Source organism: Pedosphaera parvula Ellin514 (assembly GCF_000172555.1).
Lineage (GTDB): Bacteria > Verrucomicrobiota > Verrucomicrobiia > Limisphaerales > Pedosphaeraceae > Pedosphaera.
Map to the genome: position 1 here is coordinate 90162 of NZ_ABOX02000001.1, position 19521 is coordinate 109682.

Annotated in this window: 12 protein-coding genes and 1 tRNA gene; 4 read left to right on the plus strand and 9 right to left on the minus strand. The window is 51.7% G+C overall.

Going from position 1 to position 19521, the window contains the following annotated elements; all coding sequences use genetic code 11:
- Positions 1–7623 (plus strand): hybrid non-ribosomal peptide synthetase/type I polyketide synthase, encoded by a 7623-nt coding sequence (locus tag CFLAV_RS00370; RefSeq protein WP_007412583.1) that lies wholly within the window; start codon positions 1–3, stop codon positions 7621–7623.
- Between the two features lie 105 nt (positions 7624–7728).
- Here CFLAV_RS00370 and CFLAV_RS00375 read toward each other — a convergent pair.
- The 5 genes from CFLAV_RS00375 to CFLAV_RS00400 form a co-directional block, all read right to left on the minus strand.
- Positions 7729–7805 (minus strand) — tRNA-Met (locus CFLAV_RS00375).
- 65 nt (positions 7806–7870) lie between these two features.
- A complete protein-coding gene (locus tag CFLAV_RS00380) occupies positions 7871–9205 on the minus strand; it encodes a hypothetical protein (protein ID WP_007412584.1) in 1335 nt (444 codons plus the stop codon).
- A 21-nt stretch (positions 9206–9226) separates the two neighbouring features.
- Positions 9227–10507 carry a glutamate-5-semialdehyde dehydrogenase gene (locus CFLAV_RS00385; RefSeq protein ID WP_040546419.1) on the minus strand — a complete coding sequence of 427 codons (1281 nt, stop codon included), beginning with the start codon at positions 10505–10507 and terminating at the stop codon, positions 9227–9229.
- 495 nt (positions 10508–11002) lie between these two features.
- A complete protein-coding gene (locus CFLAV_RS00390) occupies positions 11003–11209 on the minus strand; it encodes a hypothetical protein (RefSeq protein ID WP_040546317.1) in 207 nt (68 codons plus the stop codon).
- 969 nt (positions 11210–12178) lie between these two features.
- Positions 12179–12460: a hypothetical protein gene (locus tag CFLAV_RS00400; protein ID WP_007412586.1), complete on the minus strand. Its 282-nt coding sequence runs from the start codon at positions 12458–12460 to the stop codon at positions 12179–12181.
- A gap of 175 nt (positions 12461–12635) precedes the next feature.
- Here CFLAV_RS00400 and CFLAV_RS00405 point away from each other — a divergent pair, with 175 nt between their 5' ends.
- The gene (locus tag CFLAV_RS00405) at positions 12636–13478 is read left to right on the plus strand and encodes a HEAT repeat domain-containing protein (RefSeq protein WP_160164432.1); all 843 of its coding nucleotides are present in this window, start codon (positions 12636–12638) and stop codon (positions 13476–13478) included.
- Between the two features lie 67 nt (positions 13479–13545).
- On the opposite strand, the gene CFLAV_RS00410 is transcribed toward CFLAV_RS00405, so the two are convergent.
- Positions 13546–14463 (minus strand): HAD-IIA family hydrolase, encoded by a 918-nt coding sequence (locus CFLAV_RS00410; RefSeq protein WP_007412588.1) that lies wholly within the window; start codon positions 14461–14463, stop codon positions 13546–13548.
- Positions 14464–14977: 514 nt separating this feature from the next.
- A complete protein-coding gene (locus CFLAV_RS00415; RefSeq protein ID WP_150107190.1) occupies positions 14978–15493 on the minus strand; it encodes a hypothetical protein in 516 nt (171 codons plus the stop codon).
- A 493-nt stretch (positions 15494–15986) separates the two neighbouring features.
- On the opposite strand from CFLAV_RS00415, the gene CFLAV_RS00425 reads away from it, so the two are divergent.
- A complete protein-coding gene (locus CFLAV_RS00425; protein WP_007412592.1) occupies positions 15987–16763 on the plus strand; it encodes a 3-keto-disaccharide hydrolase in 777 nt (258 codons plus the stop codon).
- Between the two features lie 116 nt (positions 16764–16879).
- Positions 16880–17872, plus strand: coding sequence for an ADP-glyceromanno-heptose 6-epimerase (gene rfaD, locus CFLAV_RS00430; RefSeq protein ID WP_007412593.1), 993 nt, complete (start codon positions 16880–16882; stop codon positions 17870–17872).
- A gap of 151 nt (positions 17873–18023) precedes the next feature.
- Here rfaD and CFLAV_RS00435 read toward each other — a convergent pair whose 3' ends face one another.
- Both CFLAV_RS00435 and CFLAV_RS00440 read right to left on the minus strand, forming a co-directional pair.
- The gene (locus CFLAV_RS00435; protein ID WP_007412594.1) at positions 18024–18974 is read right to left on the minus strand and encodes a hypothetical protein; all 951 of its coding nucleotides are present in this window, start codon (positions 18972–18974) and stop codon (positions 18024–18026) included.
- A gap of 103 nt (positions 18975–19077) precedes the next feature.
- Entirely contained in the window at positions 19078–19434 is a 357-nt protein-coding gene (locus tag CFLAV_RS00440; RefSeq protein WP_007412595.1) for a hypothetical protein, read from the minus strand.
- Positions 19435–19521: the final 87 nt, after the last annotated feature.

Sequence of the window (19521 nt, forward strand, 5' to 3'; positions counted from 1 at the left end):
ATGAATAATTCAGAATTAGTGGAAACCAATTTTGAAACCGGCGTCGCAATTATCGGCATGTCCGGACGTTTTCCCGGTGCCAAAAGTGTCACTGCATTCTGGGAGAATCTTAAGAATGGTGTCGAGACCATTTCCCGTTTCCAGGAGGAGGAGCTTGAGTTTAGGAACGGCACCGAAATAGCGAAACAACAGGGCCACAAATTTGTAAAAGCCCGTGCCATCTTCGATGACGTTGATATGTTTGATGCTGCCTTCTTTGGGATTTATCCGAAGGAAGCCGAAGTGATGGACCCGCAGCACCGTGTTTTCCTCGAATGCTGTTGGGAAGCCTTGGAATCCGCCGGATACGACCCTGAAGCGTATCCGGGTTTGATTGGGGTCTATGCCGGGTTGAGCATGAACACCTACTTGCTTGCGAACCTGGTCGCGAACCGGGCATTTGCTGAAAGATTCACTGGTTCATACCAGGTCGGCTCCTACCAGGTAATGCTTGGGAACGATAAGGATTTCCTTCCGACACGTATTTCCTACAAGCTGAATCTCCGCGGTCCGAGCATTGCCATTCAAAGCGCATGCTCTACGTCGCTTGTGGCAATATCCCAAGCTTGTCTCAATTTGATGAATTACCAGTGCGATATGGCGCTGTCTGGCGGGGTATCGATCACTTTCCCCCAAAAACGTGACTACCTTTATGAAGAGGATGGCATGGTTTCCGCGGATGGAACCTGCCGCGCTTTTGATTCCAAGGCACAGGGAACAGTCTTTGGCCACGGTGCTGGCGTTGTTCTCTTAAAGCGGCTGGCTGATGCAATTGCGGATGGTGATCATATTCTCGCGGTCATCAAGGGATCAGCCGTCAACAATGATGGCTCGGTGAAAATTGGTTACGCCGCACCCAGTGTTCAGGCACAGGCAGATGTGATCGCCATGGCACAGGCTGCCGCCGGAGTTGGAGCGGAATCGATTTCTTATATTGAGGCGCACGGAACAGGCACAGTGCTGGGTGATCCCATCGAAATTGCTGCTCTAACCAAAGCTTTTCGGATCACCACTGAGGCGAAGGGTTTCTGCGGCATCGGGACCGGGAAAACCAACATTGGCCATTTGGATGTTGCTGCAGGTGTAACCGGTTTGATCAAGACCGTTCTCTCTCTCCAGAACCAGATGCTGCCTCCGATGCTCCATTTCGAGCAGCCCAATCCCAATATCGATTTTGCCAATAGTCCATTTTATCCGGTCACGAAACTCACCGAATGGAAATCCGGTCCTGCGCCTCGCCGTGCGGGAGTGAGTGCTTTCGGCGTCGGAGGAACCAATGCGCACGTGGTGTTGGAGGAGGCGCCAGCGCTTCAGTCTTCAGACGATTCGCGCTCACAACAGCTTTTGATACTCTCGGCCAGGACTCCCTCTGCGTTGGATCAAATGACGGCAAACCTGGCTTCGCATTTGGAAAGCCATCCCGAAGTTGTTCTGGCGGATGTAGCCTGCACCTTGCAAAAGGGGCGGCGCGCTTTCAGTCATCGCCGGATGCTCGTGTGCGCTGATCGAAGCGAGGCCATCACAGCTCTGAAATCGCTTGATTCCAGGCGTGTGATCTCACAACAGCAAACATTGCGAAATCCACCTGTGGTGTTCATGTTTCCAGGGCAGGGCACTCAGTACCTCAACATGGGCGTGGAACTCTACCGGACTGAGCGGGTATTTCGCGAAGAGGTAGATCTCTGTGCGGCGATTTTGCAACCTCATTTCGGATTCGATTTAAGATCAGTCCTTTATCCTTCAGCCGAAAGGAAAGGGTCTGCGGGGCAGCAGCTCAATCAAGTCTCCGTGACGCAGTCGGCAATTTTCACAATTGAATATGCTCTCGCAAGGCTCTGGATGTCATGGGGCATTGTGCCTCAAGCGTTGATAGGCCAAAGCATTGGCGAATATGTTGCTGCAACTCTTGCCGGTGTTTTCTCGTTGGGGGATGCGCTCGGTCTGCTGGCTGCCCGTGCCCGGCTTATGCAATCGTTGCCTGCCGGCTCCATGCTTGCTGTTCGACTTCCAGCCAGGGAACTCGAGCCCATTCTGAATGGAAAGCTTTCACTAGCTGCCATTAACGGCCCATCCTTGAGCGTGGTTTCAGGACCGACGAGAGTTTTGGAGGAATTTCAAACCAAACTTGGTAAAGTCGCCAGCCGTTTCCTTCCCACCTCGCACGGGTTCCACTCTGCCATGATGGATCCCATCCTGGAGCCCTTCACTGATCTCGCGGCAAAAGTTCCACACCGTGCATCCCAAATTCCCTGGCTTTCAACCCTTAGCGGAAACTGGATGACGGCGGATGATGTGGCTGACCCTCGTTACTGGTCCAGGCAGCTTCGTCAGACTGTCCGGATGGCCGATGGCCTCCAGCAGTTGATCCAGGATCCGCAACGCATATTGTTGGAGGTGGGACCGGGACAGACACTGAGCACGCTGGCACGACAGCAGCCCGAAAAAGAATCCGAGCAGGTCGTGCTCGCTTCATTGCACCATTCGCAGGAAGAAGGACACGATTTCGCCACACTTCTGAACTCTTTGGGCCGGCTCTGGTTGAACGGAGTCGGAATTGACTGGAATGCCTTTTATCAGGACGAGCGGCGTTTGCGCGTGCCATTACCGACTTATCCATTTGAACGAAAACGTTATTGGGTCGATCCCACCAAATCTGAAATCGATGATGGTGTCTCTTCAGTTCCTGTGATGAATGCGTCGCATGCGCATAGTCCGACTATTGAAGGCGAACCTGCCAATCTGGAGACACTGCAGCCCAAAACTGAGACTATTATGCCTGCGACACCGACAACCACCGCCGATGCCTCCACTCGCAAGGAGCGGATTGCTGCCCAACTCAGCGCGTTGGTCCGAGATCTCTCCGGCTTGAATGAATCGGAAATCGATTTCTCCGTTTCCTTTTTGGAAATGGGTTTTGACTCCTTGTTCCTGACGCAGGCGAGTCAGGCTTTCCAGGAAAAGTTCGGCATCAAAATCACTTTCCGTCAGATGTTGGATGATCTCTCCATGGTTAACACCCTGGCAGAATACATCGACCAAAAACTGCCAGCCGATGCGCTGCCTGCACCTGCTGTCGTGCAACCAACAACCACTCAATCCACCGCCGCTCTCGGCCAGCAGCAGATGGCCACGGCACAGATAGGAAATGCCGTTCCGGCCAACGGTTCACTTTTGGAAAAGGTGTTGGCGCAACAATTCCAAATCATGCAGCAGCAGTTGGAAATGTTGCGAGGGGAAACTGGATCGAGGGCGATACCTGTTGTTCCTGCCGCTTTAACCCAACCTTCAGACCTTGCAAAGGGAACCGGAATCAAAGTTCCGACTTCTGCACCGGCTGAACCTGAGAAAGAGTTCAAACGGTTTGGTCCGTACAAACCGATTGAGAAAGGTGCCAGGGGTGGATTGACGCCGCGCCAGCAAAACCATCTGGATGAGTTGATGGTCCGGTATACGAAAAAGACGCCTGGTTCCAAAGCCTACACTGCCGAACATCGCAAACACTTCGCTGATCCGCGTGCAGTCGCCGGTTTCAAATCCAACTGGAAGGAAATTGTTTATCCGATTGTCTCCGTTCGTTCCTCAGGTTCGAAGCTGTGGGATGTCGATGGAAATGAATATGTGGATTTGACCATGGGCTTCGGTCTGAACTTTTTCGGTCATTCTCCTTCCTGGGTGACCGAAGCCGTTGTCGAGCAGTTGAAACTCGGTGTTGAAATTGGGCCGCAGAATCCGCTGGCGGGCAAGGTCGCCAAACTTTTCTGTGAGTTCACGGGCATGGAACGTGCCACCTTTTGCAATACTGGCTCCGAGGCCGTGATGGCGGCGATTCGTCTCTCACGCACTGTGACTGGACGCAAGAAGGTTGTGTTCTTCGCCGGTGGTTACCACGGCACGTTCGATGAAGTATTGGCGCGGGGCATTTCCAGCAATGGCGAACTGCGCACTACTCCGATTGCTCCGGGCATTCCCCAAAGCCTGGTCGAAAACATGATTGTTCTCGAATACGGTGCGCCGGGTTCGTTGGAAGTAATCCGGGCGCATGCGGATGAACTTGCCGCCGTTTTGGTCGAGCCGGTTCAGAGCCGCAAGCCCGACTTGCAGCCACGGGAATTTTTGCATGAGCTTCGATCCATCACCGAGAAGTCAGGAACGGCACTTATTTTTGACGAAGTCGTTACCGGTTTCCGTTGCCATCCCGGCGGTGCTCAGGCCTGGTTTGGAATCAAAGCGGATCTGGCTACCTACGGCAAGGTGGTTGGCGGGGGAATTCCTGTCGGCATTCTGGCGGGTAAATCCATGTATATGGATGCGCTCGACGGTGGAAACTGGAATTATGGTGATGATTCCTTCCCGGAAGTCGGTGTCACTTTCTTTGCCGGTACTTTTGTGCGGCATCCGATTGCGATGGCCGCTTGCTGGGCGGTGTTGAATCATCTGAAGCAGGAAGGGCCGAAGCTTCAGGAACGACTGAATGCACGCGTTGAGAAATTTGTCGGTGAACTGAATCATCATTTCGAGGAAATTCAGGTTCCCATCCGCCTGCCTCATTTTAGTTCGTGGTTTGTGGTGGAGTATGCACATGATCTGAAATATGCCAGCCTGCTCTGGTTCTACCTTCGCGAACTGGGCGTGCATATATGGGAAGGTCGCCCTTGCTATTTCACGTTGGCTCACACGGAAGAGGATTTCGCATTTCTTAACCGCGCTTTCAAGGAAGCGGTGGCGAAAATGCAGTCGGCCGGTTTCCTGCCCGAGACACCGGGTGCATCGGGATGCGCGGCCATTTCTGCCGGCACCAGCTCTCCAGCCACGGTCCCCGTGACCGAAGCACAGCGCGAAATTTGGTTCTCCACACAAATGGGAGACGAAGCCAACTGCGCCTACAACGAATCCAATACGCTTCACTTTGAAGGTGATTTGAAAGTTGTTGCATTGCAGCAATCGTTGCAGAAGCTGGTGGGGCGTCATGATGCATTACGCAGCACGTTCAGCCCTGATGGTGAAGTTCTGCACATCGCTCCGGAGTTGATTCTCGAGATTGCCTTCGAGGATTTATCTGCACTGTCTTCTGGTGATGCCGATTCGAAGATCGCGGCAATTCAAGCGAACGAAGCAAAGCTTCCATTCAATTTGGTAAAAGGCCCGCTGCTCCGTTTCCAACTGTTGAAAGTGTCACCGATCAAACATTTAGTGGTCATGACCGCGCACCACCTGGTTTGTGATGGCTGGTCCTTCGGTGTGTTCGCTCATGAACTTTGCGAGCTTTATAACGAAGCAGTAGGAGGCAAACGGGCCGATCTGCCAAAAGCCATGCAGTTTAGTGAATACGCTCAATTGCAGGTACAAAAAAAGGACAGTGCCGAAGTGAAGGAAGCCGAAGCTTACTGGGTGAAACAGTTTGCTGAAGCGCCGCCGATTCTGGAGTTGCCCACGGACTATCCGCGTCCAGCCGTGAAGACTTTCAACGGCGCTCTTGAGAGCATCGTGATGGATCCGGAACGGTTTAAGCAGTTGAAAAAGGTAAGCGCCCAACGCGGGAACACGCTGTTTGCAACCCTGCTCGCCGGCTTCAACGTGTTGCTTCGCCGGTTGACCGGACAGAGTGACCTGGTGGTTGGAATTCCGGCCGCCAGCCAGGCCAAGGCAGGCAGCAACGAACTGGTCGGTCATTGCCTGAACTTCCTTCCCATGCGCACGCGTTTGGATGGAAACAGTACCTTTACGGAATTTGTGGCTTCCTTGAAAAAGGCTGTCCTGGATGCTTATGATCACCAGAACTACACGTTCGGCACGCTGATAAATAAGTTGAAGCTTCCGCGTCATAGCGGTCGTCTGCCGCTGGTTTCAGTGATGTTCAACATCGACAAGGCTGGTCTGGATCGATTGAAATTTGCGGGCTTGAAATTTGATGTCACCACCAATGCCAAGCGCCATGTCAATTTCGATATTTTTTTCAATTTGACCCAAGGGGATAATAAACTTGAGGTTCAATGCGAGTTTAACACCGATTTGTTTGACCGTGCCACAATCCGGCGTTGGCTTTCGCATTTCGAAGCGTTGATCCAGGGAATCATTGAGAACTCCGACCAGCCTTTGGATGAACTGCCGATCCTCAACGAAACCGACCGCCGCCAAATTTTATTGGGATGGAATAGTACCAGGAAGGCTTATCTGAAGGACAAAACAATTCATGCTGTTTTTGAGGAGCAGGCCTCGCGGAGACCGGAAGCAACGGCTCTCAGGTTTCAAGGAAAGCAAATCACCTATGCTGAACTGAACCGGCGGGCTGATGGACTGGCGGCGCAACTCCAATTGCTGGGGGTAAAACCGGGCGTAATGGCCGGCATCTTCGTCGAGCGTTCCATAGAGATGGTTGTCGGCGTGATGGCGATCATGAAAGCAGGCGGCGCTTATGTCCCCATGGACCCTGCGTTCCCGAAAGAGCATTTGGGATATTTGGTGGAGGATGCCCGCATGCCGGTCATTGTGACCCAGCAAAAGCTGGTATCGGAACTGCCGCCACATAAGGCCCAAATCGTCCTGGTAGATACGGCTCCAGGCGGTGGCTCGATCGCGCCAGTAAAAAGCCCGGCTACGGCCGAGGACCTGGCTTATGTCATCTTTACTTCGAGCTCAACCGGGCGGCCAAAGGGAGTGCAAATTTCTCATCGCGCGGTGGTAAACTTTTTAAACTCGATGAGGCGTGAGCCTGGGTTAAGCAGCCAGGATATCCTGCTGGCGGTAACCACGCTTTCCTTTGATAGTGCCGGATTGGAAATATTCCTTCCCTTAACGACTGGGGCGTGTGTCGTGGTCGCCAGTCGTGAAACCATTTCAGACGGCAATCAGTTGCTGAAACTGCTGAACGACTCCAAGCCAACGGTCATGCAGGCCACTCCGGCAACCTGGCGCCTGCTCCTTGAAGTGGGTTGGCAGGGAAGCTCAACCTTGAAGATTTTAGTGGGCGGCGAAGCCTGCCCACGCGAACTGGCCAACACCCTGGTCACGAAGGGCAGTTCAGTTTGGAATATGTATGGGACGACTGAGACCACCATTTGGTCAGCGACCTGCCGCCTACAAGCCGGGGAAGGGCAGGTAGTTATTGGTCGGCCGATTGATAATACCCAAATTTATATTGTCGCACGTAATCTTCAGCCGGTGCCTGTCGGTGTTCCTGGTGTGTTGCTGATCGGTGGCGACGGCCTGGCTCGCGGATACCTGGACCGTCCGGAGCTGACCAGGGAAAAATTTATCGCAGATCCTTTCAGCACCAAAGCTGGGGCGCGTCTTTACAAAACAGGAGACCTCGCACGCTTCCTGCCTGATGGAATGATTGAATACCTCGGTCATATTGATCACCAGGTGAAGGTCCGCGGATTCCGCAGCGAACGGGGCGAAATCGAAACCATCCTGGGCCAATACCCGGAAATTCGCGAAAATGCTGTAGTGGCCCGGGAGGACCAATCCGGCCACGAGGATATTGTCGGCTATGTTGTGGCTAACGACAAGAATACAAACGGTTCATCCACGACTCATTCCGAAGCGGAACATTGGCGCAGCCAGAAGGACAAGCTGTTCACCTGAGCAATCGATGAAAGCGCGGGTAAAAAGGATGGCATTGCAAAACTGGATTCCACAAAAGAAATGAAAAACCCAACTGGCAGCTACCTGCAAGTTGGGTCAGGAAATTGGTTGCGGGGGCAGGATTCGAACCTGCGGCCTTCAGGTTATGAGCCTGACGAGCTACCGGGCTGCTCCACCCCGCGATCAAGGTGGGACAATATAAAGACCACTTCCTCATTGCGCAAGACCTTTTCTTGCAAAACTGTATTTAAATCGCGCCGGGAGCGAAAACAGCTTCCGGCATGCCATGAATGATCTTCTTGTCCGCCGGGCAAACGGTTGCCAGCACGCCTCCCAAGGTGGCCCGCGCAGCATCGCCTTCACCCGAAACAAAGTAATAAGGGCACAAACGGACTCGCCCCGGCATTGGCACAATTTTGTTGCTCTGAAAATCAAACCACTGGAATTGCACCAAACTCGGTTTCTCGTAGCGCTGCAGGATGTAGGGCGAAGTGGGAAAACTTGTGATGGCCCTATCCACTGCCTCCGACCATTCAGCGTGCGAAAGATCACTCCCCAACGAAACGCCACGAGCACCCCATGCATTTGGCGAAAAACCCGAAACCTTCAAAATCAACTCGCGTTCCTTCTGCGACAAAGTTTTCAACTGGTTCCAATCCGTCAAATTCAACTCCGGAATCGCTGCCTGAGGCGGCATGGGGGAGGGATCAACCATCCAAGTGTATGGAACCAATTTCAACATTCGGTTCAAAAAACTCTCGCCCAACTCCTGGCGCCAAAAACTTTGCAAATTCCGATTCCACAACAACGCGAACAACATCTTCTCTTCAAAAATTGGCTTCGGTGGCGGCGTCAGGCGAATCTGCTTCTCCTTGGCACAATCAAACAACTTCACGGAACTCGGCACATTGGCTGCATCAAATAATTCAAAGAATCTGTAAACCGCATCGCCCGCCTTAAACTCATTGTAACCCGGCGACTGCACTTTGAATCGATTTTCCCCAAGTTGCTGCGCCAGCCACGCCATTTCCGGCCGATACGTCGCCGATTCCTCTGAAATTACCAGGTGCACATTCGGCGCATCGCCGAAAATACTCGCAAAACCCTTCAACATCCCATCACCACCGCCCACCACCTCCATGCCCAGGTGCGAGTACGTCTGGTTCAACCACGCCGTCAACCCAATCCCGCCCGGAACACTATCCAGTTCCGTCACCTGCAATCCCGAATCTGTGATTAACAAATCCGGTCGAATCACCCTTGGCCATTCATTCTTCAATCCCGCCGATCGTTGCAACTCCACCAACTCCGCCGGCTTCCCATGATCCAGCCACTCCGCAATCCACGCCGGTTGCTTCCCCTCGATGCTCAGCCGATACAATCGATTCACTGCCTTGTTGAATTGCAACAGCACCCGCCCCAGCTTCTCCAAATCCTTTACCACTTCGGCGCCCAGGTGAAATGGAGCAGGGGAGACACGCCAATCATGACCCGCGAACAGACCGCCATTCGGCATCGTATCCCGAATATGATGCGCCCGCTCCGCCGCCTTCTCCGCGACTGGAGAAATCAAAGTGTTCATTGTTTCCTCTGAATGCAAAACTCAAGCCCTTATCTGGCCGTTGCCAATCCCGATCCATTTATACGTCGTCAACTCTTCCAGCCCCATCGGTCCGCGCGCGCCAATCTTATCCGTGCTGATCCCTATCTCCGCACCCATGCCGAATTCCCCGCCATCCGTGAACCGCGTCGACGCATTCCAATAAACCGTCGCCGAATCTGTTTCCGCCAAAAATTGCTTCGCACGCTTCTCGTTCCGCGTCACAATGCTGTCCGAATGCGCCGAGCCGTAATGATTGATATGATCAATTGCTTCCTTCACTCCATTCACCACGCGCACCGCCAAAATCAAATCCAGATATTCCGCGAACCAATCCTCCTCCGTCGCAGCCTTCAAAATCGCGTTTGGAATCGTCGCGCCTAAAATCTTTTGCGATGCCTCATCCACGCGCAATTCCACCTTCTTCTCCGTCAATCGCTGTGCGATCGCCGGCAGAAAGGTTGGCGCAATCGCTTTATCGACCAGCAATGTCTCAATCGCATTGCACACACCAGGCCGTTGCACCTTGCCGTTCAGAATGATCTCCTCCGCCATTTTCGTATCGGCTTCGCCATCCACATACACATGGCACACACCCTTGTAATGTTTGATCACCGGCACCTTTGAGCACTCCGCCACCGCCCGGATTAAACCCTCACCACCGCGCGGCATGCACAGGTCCACATATTCGGTGAGCGACAACAACTCCTTGATTGCATCACGATCCGTCGTCTGCACCACCTGGATGGCCTGTTCAGGAAAACTTGGCAACCGCTGTTTCGCCGATGCCAACATCACCCGCGCAATCGCCTGGTTCGAATGAATCGCTTCCTTCCCACCGCGCAAAATCGTCGCATTCCCCGATTTAAAACAAAGACTCGCTGCGTCCGCCGTTACATTCGGCCGCGACTCATAAATGATTACCACGACCCCGATCGGCGTGCTCACCTTCTGCAACTTCAAACCATTCGGCCGCGTCCGATCATCCAGGATTCTTCCCACCGGATCAGGCAACGCCGCCACTTCGCGCAATCCCTTCGCCATCCCCGCGATCCGCTTGTCGTCCAGCTTCAGCCGATCCAACATCGCCGGGGAAAGCCCGCTCTCAGCTCCCGCGGCCATGTCCTTCGCATTCTCGGTTTTGATCGACTCCGCATTTCCCTCCAGAGCCTCCGCCATCGCGATGAGACATGCGTTCTTCTCCGCCGTCGTTAGCTTCGCCAATTCCCGCGAAGCCGCCTTGGCCTGCTTCGCCAATCCAATCATTTGATCCCGTAAAGTCACCCCGCCAAAGTAAATCAAAACCGAAAACTTGAAAGTGAGAAAATCCTCCCTGCAAAAATCATCCGTACTAGCATCGTAACGTGCTATGGACCAATGGTTAATATTGTAAATCGCACCGCAATCAGGTTGCTTCGTAAATTCAGTGTTCAAAACAAAATTACCAAAATGACCTTTATCACGCATCTGCTTATCGTTGAGAGGCCAAGGCTCATTATCAGCCATATATTCCGGGATTTGCTGTCCATCAAAGCTCTGCTCGAAACTTCTGCCTAATGACGCAGTGCGAACAGGGTAAGCTGTAATTTGGGATTTCATCGGGCATTTAAATTCCGCATCCAAAATTTTTTAACCGACCGTTACCGACCATTGGCGTCTATTACCGACCATTACCGACCGAGCCCCAATGCACCTATTAAATTTCAACCGACCACCACCGACCGAAAAGTGCCACTTCAATACCGTTCCGGCTTTTGTTGTTCTCCCAACTCTCATCCTTCAACCTTTCCCCTTGTTTCCATTTGAAAATCGAAATTCGCCATTCGCAACTTCCTTGGCCGTCCGATACCGTCCGATACCGTCCGATACCGTCCGATACCGTCCGATACCTTCCGATACCTTCCGATACCTTCCGATACCTTCCGATACCTTCCGATCTTGCCTTGTTGAGAGCCGCCTTTCGCCTGCACTTTTCGCTGTTTTCATTTCTCAACCTTCAACGCGTTTTCCACATTTTTAACCCGAGTTAGCCCGAGTTTCAGTTGCTTCCGGTTGGCGCGCCGGGCCCTCGGCCGGTGCCCCGCAGATAGCCCACCTCTGAGCGAGCTTGCAACATGAAGTATCCGAATCATTTGCTGACTAACGAAAGCTCCTGCCTCATTATAGCGTTTCTTAGTCATACATAAGTGTGCCATATTCTTATTGAAGGTAAGCGAGAAGCTAACTATGTCAATATTTATTTTGTGAATGCTTTTATTTCATAAGCTATTATTAATAAATATATTGCACCCAATGCCTCCGGCTTGGTTTTGGATTTGAAGTTGAAAACCCCCTAGATGTATACATGACTATGTCAATCTTCAGCGGCCTCGCAATCTTAAATAGAATTCTTCGCGGAAAACCTACCTCTGAATCCCGGGACTTTCATAATAAAAAAGACCAGTCTCATCGCTGAGACTGGCCCTCCCTACCTCCAGGCTTGGACAGCACTGTATAACAGCACCGTATGGATGCTTTCATCTATAATACGGACCGCAGAGGGTGAATCTTTCAAAAAAATTCAAAAAAGATTAAATTTATGCATTAGCTCATTCAGATGCACGATTACTTCCCTACGATATCTTGGTTTTTCCCCTCTAAATTCAACACCCATTTGCATTTCGCGATAAAAGCCATGACATCAAGTCATGCAAAGCCGAACCGGAAATATTAGGTGAATACCAGTGTTCCCCGACTTCTGCCAGGGATTCTCCATGCAAAAAGGCCAGTCTCATCTCTGAGACTGGCCTTCCTACCTCTAACCAGATGCGCAGCCCTATGTTTCTGCGCTTAATTATACTACGAAGACTCAGGTGGCATTCTTTCAACAAAGTGTAAAAAATTAATGCCACCTTCGTTCCTATACCGAATGCCGAAAGAGATTTCCGGATGGCAGGAAGGATTTTGGGGCCGTTTTCACCTCACCAACAACTCAGATGGTTGCCGCTGACCCGATTCGAAAATTTCCACATTGCAGGGCTTTAAGATTTCCTGTGCCGCTTCTGTTACCAATCCAAGCATCTGGTTCAAATCAGCGGTTCCACTGTAAGAAAACTCCTTCATGGGAAAATAGTATCCCACCTCCTCGTCGCATTGGATGTGACGCGAAAATCCGCGCCGCTCCAAGGCGGAATACAAATCGTAGTAATCCGTATTCGAGGGGTCCAGAAATTCCACGCGTGTTATGTACGATTCCATAGATGTTGCTTAAATAACTACGTAGGAGAAAGGGCGAATCTTTCAAAAAAGTTTAAAAATTGGAATTTTATGCCCGAACTGGCTTACGAGGGCTCTTTGAACTCTCCGGCATGACCTTCAGCCAGAAATGCCATTACTCGCTTGCTGCCAACCACCGTTTCGCTATCTTGCCGTTGTGTCTAAAAGGACCGGCATTCTCATCCTCCTCTGCCTCTCCATCTTGGGACTTCTTACCTGCCTCTCACTATCTCAGCGCGAACCGACGTATCAGGGCAAGGGAATCACTTTCTGGTTGGACCAATATTTTGAAGTTGATTACGGCAACATCCCGACGTATGGCAACTTCCCGACAGTACCCACCAAAAGTCCGGCCAAACAATTTGAGCTTAAAAAGCAGGCCCGTCTCGCCATTCAAGCCATCGGCACCAATGCACTGCCGGCCTTGCTGAAGATGACTGCCGCGACAGACTCTGCCTTAAAATTGAAAATGATGGGGATGGTCTCCAGGCAACACGCCGTTAACTTCGGCCTAAAGGAAGACTGGTATTACCACAATCTCAGCAGGACTGGATTTCAGATTCTTGGTCCAGCCGCCGGACCTGCGATCCCGGCCCTCACAAATCTTCTGTATGATGCTGAACCAGATGTTCGCGACACCGCCCTTTTCAACCTTGGCTCCATCGGTCCCCAGGCCGATGAGGCCATTCAAACCGTCGCCAAACATTGCGTTGAAGATGAAGAGTTTTCTTGCTTATATAACCTGGAAACTTTGGTTAGCGTGCAAAAGCAACCCCGGTTTTTCATCCCTCTCCTGATCAACAAACTTCGCAAACCTCAAACGAACATTACAATCTACAAAGTGGCCATTATCGCGCTCGGACAATATGGCCCGGACGCCAGTAGCGCCGTTCCTGAAATCACTCGCTTCCTCACCAACCAAATACCCTCGCTTGCATCCGCCGCTTCCAATGCCTTGAAGCAAATCAACCCCGCTGCCGCTCAAGCCAGTGTGAAATAAACCAGGACTCTCCCGGTTCAAGCGGTGCCTTTTTTCACGCAACACGCAACACGCAACACGCTTGCCCCTATTTCGTCATCGCCGGCCTCGGCCTCGGCTTGTGCAACGCAAAAATATCCGTTTGATGTCTCACCCCCGACCGCACACCATGCGAATCCATATGCCCGAATGCCGGACTATCCATCCGATCTCCCGGCTTGCCCGTCTTTACCTCATCCACCAGGTCCGCGACACTCTGCAGGATTCGTGTTGGCTGGTACACATGGTCACCCACATGTTCAAGCTGCGTCGACCCGCTCAACACCAGGAACGATTGAATTCCCGCCTCGAACGCGCCGCGAATATCCGTCTCCATTGTATCGCCGATCATCACCACTTCGTCCGGTTCCTTCATCGCCAGGCTTGCCAGTTTCCGTCGTGCCCGATGAAACATATAACCGTTCGGCTTCCCTAAATAGTAGGCCCGTCGCCCTGTGCTTGCCTCCAAAAATGCCGCCGTTGCACCCGCACCTGGCCGCGTTTTGTCATGTGATACTGGACACCAATTATCCGGATTCGTTGCCAGCAACCTCGCGCCTTTCTCGATGCATTCATGCGCCTTCGCCAGGCGGTCCATCGTCGTTGCCCCTTCGCCCACTACTACGTAATGCGGCTTGATCGAATCACTCGCGATCTTGCGCTCATGCAATGCTGTCAGAATACCGCCTTCACCCAGCACAAACACTGTGCAGTTCGGATCCGTCTCGCTTAGAAAATCCGAAGTATTTAAGGCTGAGGTGTAAAAATGCTTGGCCGCCAAACCATTGATTCCCAAATGCCGCAGCCGCACCGCCAAATCCTCCGGCGTCGGAGCGGAATTATTCGTCAGGAATAAAAAGGGCGTTCCTGTCGAAACCAATGCCTGAACGAACTCCACCGCGCCTGGAATCAATTGATTCTCCCGGTAGATCACCCCGTCCATGTCGATTAAATAACCAGTTTTCATAGTAATAAAACTAATTTGCCATCTAAACTAAAACCCTTCCGCCGGTGACGCGTATTGGAAAAGACTGACAGAAGGTGTGCCGGGTTTTGGCACAGGCTTACTCTAGAGCGAAAATCATGCCATGGCTAATAATTGTTCCAAACCCCTGCAAACGGGGCCTCTGTCCTATTTTCGGACTACCGCCAAATAGCCACTATGCCAAAAACACAACACCGCTCGCGCATCCCAATGCGCACTCACACTACCACGTTCCATTCCTCCCAGTGTTAATTCCCGGTTAACTTTTCTAGCGGACCTTCTCTGAATTCGATCCACGAAAGCAATCGCGCAACAACGCCAAACCAATCAAGCTCCGCCACACTGTTCTCTTTCACCCTTTGCAATTGGCGCAATGGGAGAATGCCAGGATAAGGGAAAATGGGGTCAAACCTTCAACTGCTTCGGAGACCTGCGCTACTTGTCCATCCTCTTTTGTAATTTTACCGACGACAGCGGGCGCATTTTAGAGCTCAATTTATCGAGATGAAGGCTTATAATCACGCCTATCGGCCACTTTTCCCGTTTGATCGTAATAATATGTAGTTGAGCCTGAAAACTCCTTTTTATCGAGATTCAAATACATGACAGTTTTGTTACTGCCATCTGGGCTGCGGTAGCAGAGAACTAATTGGCCATTTTGAACTGCTTCGACCGAGTCACTTGAATCCGGGTACCCAATAGTATGTCCAAACATGGAATCTCGGTCACGAATTCCAATATCTTCCTTTGTAACCAAATTGTAGATGTGGTACGTCACGGAGTAATCCTTTTCATCAGTAATGAATGTAATTGAATTTATTTGGGGCAACTTGAAATAGAATCTTTCCCCACCACGCACTCTTTCAAAACGCTTGCCGTCGACGATCAAAACCTGTACGTCGCTTACATGCGGATTGATAAGCGATAGCAAAGGGCGTTCTATTTTCCACTTGATGCGGCCTGATAAATCGCTGTGGTTTGAACATCCCAGGCATAGTGCAAGGAAGGTCACACTTATTATAAAAGCTAAGTTTATTTTATTCACATCCAGCGATCGATCCGCATTAAAGTTACTTACCGACTTTTTTGTGGCACTAAATAATCCGTCTCAACCTTGTCCATCTTTCGGAGGATGAAACTCTCCTACCGCAAAGTAAAGCTGGAAACAAAAGACTTTGAACGGAAATCTTTCCTTTCCGAATCCAACCCACGACAGCAATCGCGCGACAGAGCCCAATAAAGCAAGTCATGGCTGACGGTTCACCTTCTCCCGTTGCAATGGGAGAAGGCCGGGATGAGGGAAAATGCGCCCAAACCTTCAACTGCTCCGAGTACCTTCTGCGACCCGTGTTCATCACCTTTCATAATTTCGTCCTCCCGACTGCAATCGCACGAGGACACCCAAATCTAACCAAGGAACCACAGGCCAAATTCAACCAGATAATTTCCTTCGCCTCCTCATCTCTTTATGGTTAATAATTCCCCTGGTTCCATCAAATAATGCAATGAACACTCTGCAACGTTATCTAATACTTTCCGTCGCCGCCTTATCGTTGGTCTCCGCCGCCCATGCCTCGGTCGGCATCGGCGCCCAACCGATACACGGCGCTGAAATCCTCATCGATGGCACCCGCAGAACGCTCGATCAAAAATGGATTTATTGGCAAGGCCCTCGCTTTGCTTCCTCCATGCCCATCAAATGGAAAATCGTCCATGATCCTGTGGACAAAGGCACCGTCCTAATGACCGATGACCCCGCCGCCGCTGGTGGCAAATATGGCGCTGCCGATATCGTTACCACCAATGCCTATCGCGACTTCCGCCTGCACATCGAATTCAACGTTATGAAACCCGGCGGCAACAGCGGCGTTTACCTGCAGAACCGCTACGAAATCCAAATTTTTGACGGCGATAAAACCACTCACGGCATGGGTGCCATCATCAACGAACATGCGGCTCCCTACGAAGTCTATAAAGGTCCCGGCAAATGGAATGCCTACGATATCAATTTCCGAGCCGCCCGCTTCAAGAATGGTAAACGCGTTGAACCCGCCCTGGTCACCATCTATTTCAATGGTGTTAAGGTCCATACCAACCAACCCATCAACCAGGTCTGGGGCGGTCCCAACTCCGGCATCGATGGCGGCAACGACGGCGGGAAGGGAATCACGGACGTGCCCGGCGGTCTCAAGCTCCAGTGCGAAGGCCATGACGTCCGCTTCCGCAACGCCTGGATACGGGAAAAACTCATCGAAGATCCCCAGACCGATTTCGAAGAATAAGTTTTCTATCGGACCGCAGGTCTGGTGGCCTCGCCGGACCGCGCTTCTTCCATTCGCGTTTTTTTTGTGTCCTTTTGTGCCTTTTCGTGGCAATCCTCTCTTCATTGTAAATGGCAATGAAAAATCTTACTGACCAACGAATCCTTGTCACCGGCGGCGCCGGTTTCATTGGGAGTGCCTTGATTTGGGAACTCAATCGTCGCGGCTGCGAGCAACTCGTGGTCACCGATTTCCTCGGCGAAACTGAAAAGTGGCGGAACCTCACACCGCTCCGTTTTGCCGATTATCTTGAAGCCGATGACTTGCTGCCTCGCCTCAACGCGAACACTCTCGGAAATTTCGACCTCGTCCTCCATCTCGGCGCTTGTTCCGCCACCACGGAGCGCAATGCGACTTATCTCATCCGCAACAATTTCGAATACACCAAGGAACTCGCCGCCTGGTCGCTGGCCCACAAAGCTCGTTTCGTCTACGCCTCCTCCGCCGCAACCTATGGTGATGGCAGTGCTGGCATGAGCGACCTGGAGCCTGACATCGAAAAATTCCGCCCGCTGAACATGTACGGTTATTCGAAACACCTGTTCGATCTTTATGCCAAAAAGCACGGTTTCTTAAACCAGATCGTCGGGCTCAAATATTTTAACGTCTTCGGTCCCAACGAAAATCATAAGGGCGATATGCGCAGCCTCGTCAACAAGGCTTGCGCCCAGGTTCTGCAAACTGGCAAAATTCAGCTCTTCAAAAGCTACCGCCCCGACTATCGTGATGGCGAACAAAAGCGCGACTTCCTCTATATCAAGGATGCGGTGAAAATGACTCTTCACCTCGCCACCACGCCGGCAGCGAATGGATTGTTTAACCTCGGCTCCGGCGAAGCCCACACCTGGATCGAGCTCGCCACCGCCGTCTTCAAGGCACTCGAATGCGAACCCAAAATTGAGTTCATCGAAATGCCGGACGTGCTTCGCGGCAAATATCAATACTTCACCCAGGCCGACATCACCAAACTTCGCTCGGCAGGTTTCAAGGAAAGGTTCGTGCAACTCTCCGACTCTGTCGCAGACTACGTAAAAAATTATCTCGTCCCCGACAGGAAGTTGGGGGAATAACCAGATGTTTTGAATCGATGGGGTGCACGATTGATGGAGTCTCGGCCTCGAACTGTAGAAGTTCATCCAAACACAGTTCCCAGCCACACCAATCACTGCACCCCAAATTTTCAATGCCCACCAATGGAGCAGGGGATGCTTTGCTTGATGTTTAGAATCGCAACGTCAATCCAGCACGGACCCGATAATTCGGCACCGTTTGAAACGAGGTATTCTGGATGCTCATCGGCACATCAACTCCCGCCTGGGCGCTGAGTTTGTCACTCCAGGTGAAGTTGATTTGCGGTCCCAGATAAACCGAAGTCACCCCGGTGTCATCGGCTGACTGTCCCTGAAAAGTATCCAACCCCTTCGTTTCACCGGAAACCACGGCCTGCACGGCTAAAGTGTATTTGGGATTCAGAAGCACCGTCACGCCCGGTCCGCCCCACCAGGTCAAGTCATTGGCGAACTTATACTCGTAGCTTCCTTCACTTCGAACCGCGTACTGGGTGCTCGCCGTGAGAAATAAACGCTTCCAGCGCGTTGAGAAGCTCGTTCCCACAATGCCATCGATCGACCCTGTACCCAGGGTCAGATCGTGTCCATGAATCCCACTGGGAGGAGCGCCAGGAATTTCCACTTCAACAAACTCTTCTTTGATTCGTGAAGGGCTGCCACTGGGAAGCTTCAACCCGCCGTCCACTGACCAAATAAATGAAAAATCATCCCCCACGTGGCGATAAGGGACGAGGTTTCCCAACAACGAAATGTCGCCCAGCCCTGACACAGTCCCATATTGAACATCGAATCCTACCGGACGTTTAAATGAGCGGTAGATGATGGGGACATTCAACTGGAAACCTAAACGATCGTTCACATTATATCCGGCAAACAATTGTGAAATCGAACTGTTCAGGTATTGTCCTGTAGGATTCGGGACTTCCCTGCCATCCAGTTGCGTGGTGCCAAAGTGGGTGAACTGCTCGGCCACGCCGCCGAAAAATCCTTTGCCTTCCTCGGCCCTGGCTTCATTAGCCGAATAAACCGCGCACAAATCACAAGCCACAACCGGCGACACAAGCGCCCCAGTCAATATCACGGACAAACCAAATAATTTCATTACTACTCCAAGGTTATGAAAAAGCCCAAGGCTCTTTCAGATTACAAACAGACACATTTTGCCTGCTGCACACACTGCAACAGACGAACTAACTGTCGAACTTTTAACCAAGGAGACTTCGAGGCGGGGGGACAGGAGGGGCGTTGGCTCGCAACAAAGATGCTTCTGCACGTTCAGGAAGAAGGCTGAATGCTTGAGGGGAATAAATAACAAAGCTGACCGTGTTATCAAAAAACTCCAGCTTCTTGATTTCAGTTTGAAATTCGGCTTTACGTTCCGACTGCTTTCCTTTGGCAATTTGTTTGCACAGACTGCAGGGATGCTTGCCATCAAAAGTCTTTTCCAGGGCGACATGGAAGGACTCCACCTTCGCATTGCCCGCCAGCATCGTGGCCCACGCCACCGACTGCATTACAATCCAATGCGAACCCGTCGCGCCTAAAAGAGCGAGGATCAACATGAGATGAGCAGCACGTGCAAGCACACCTGATTTATCGGAGAGTCGTACACGGTTGTCAAGATATCAGCAAAACCTTGTAAACTTTAA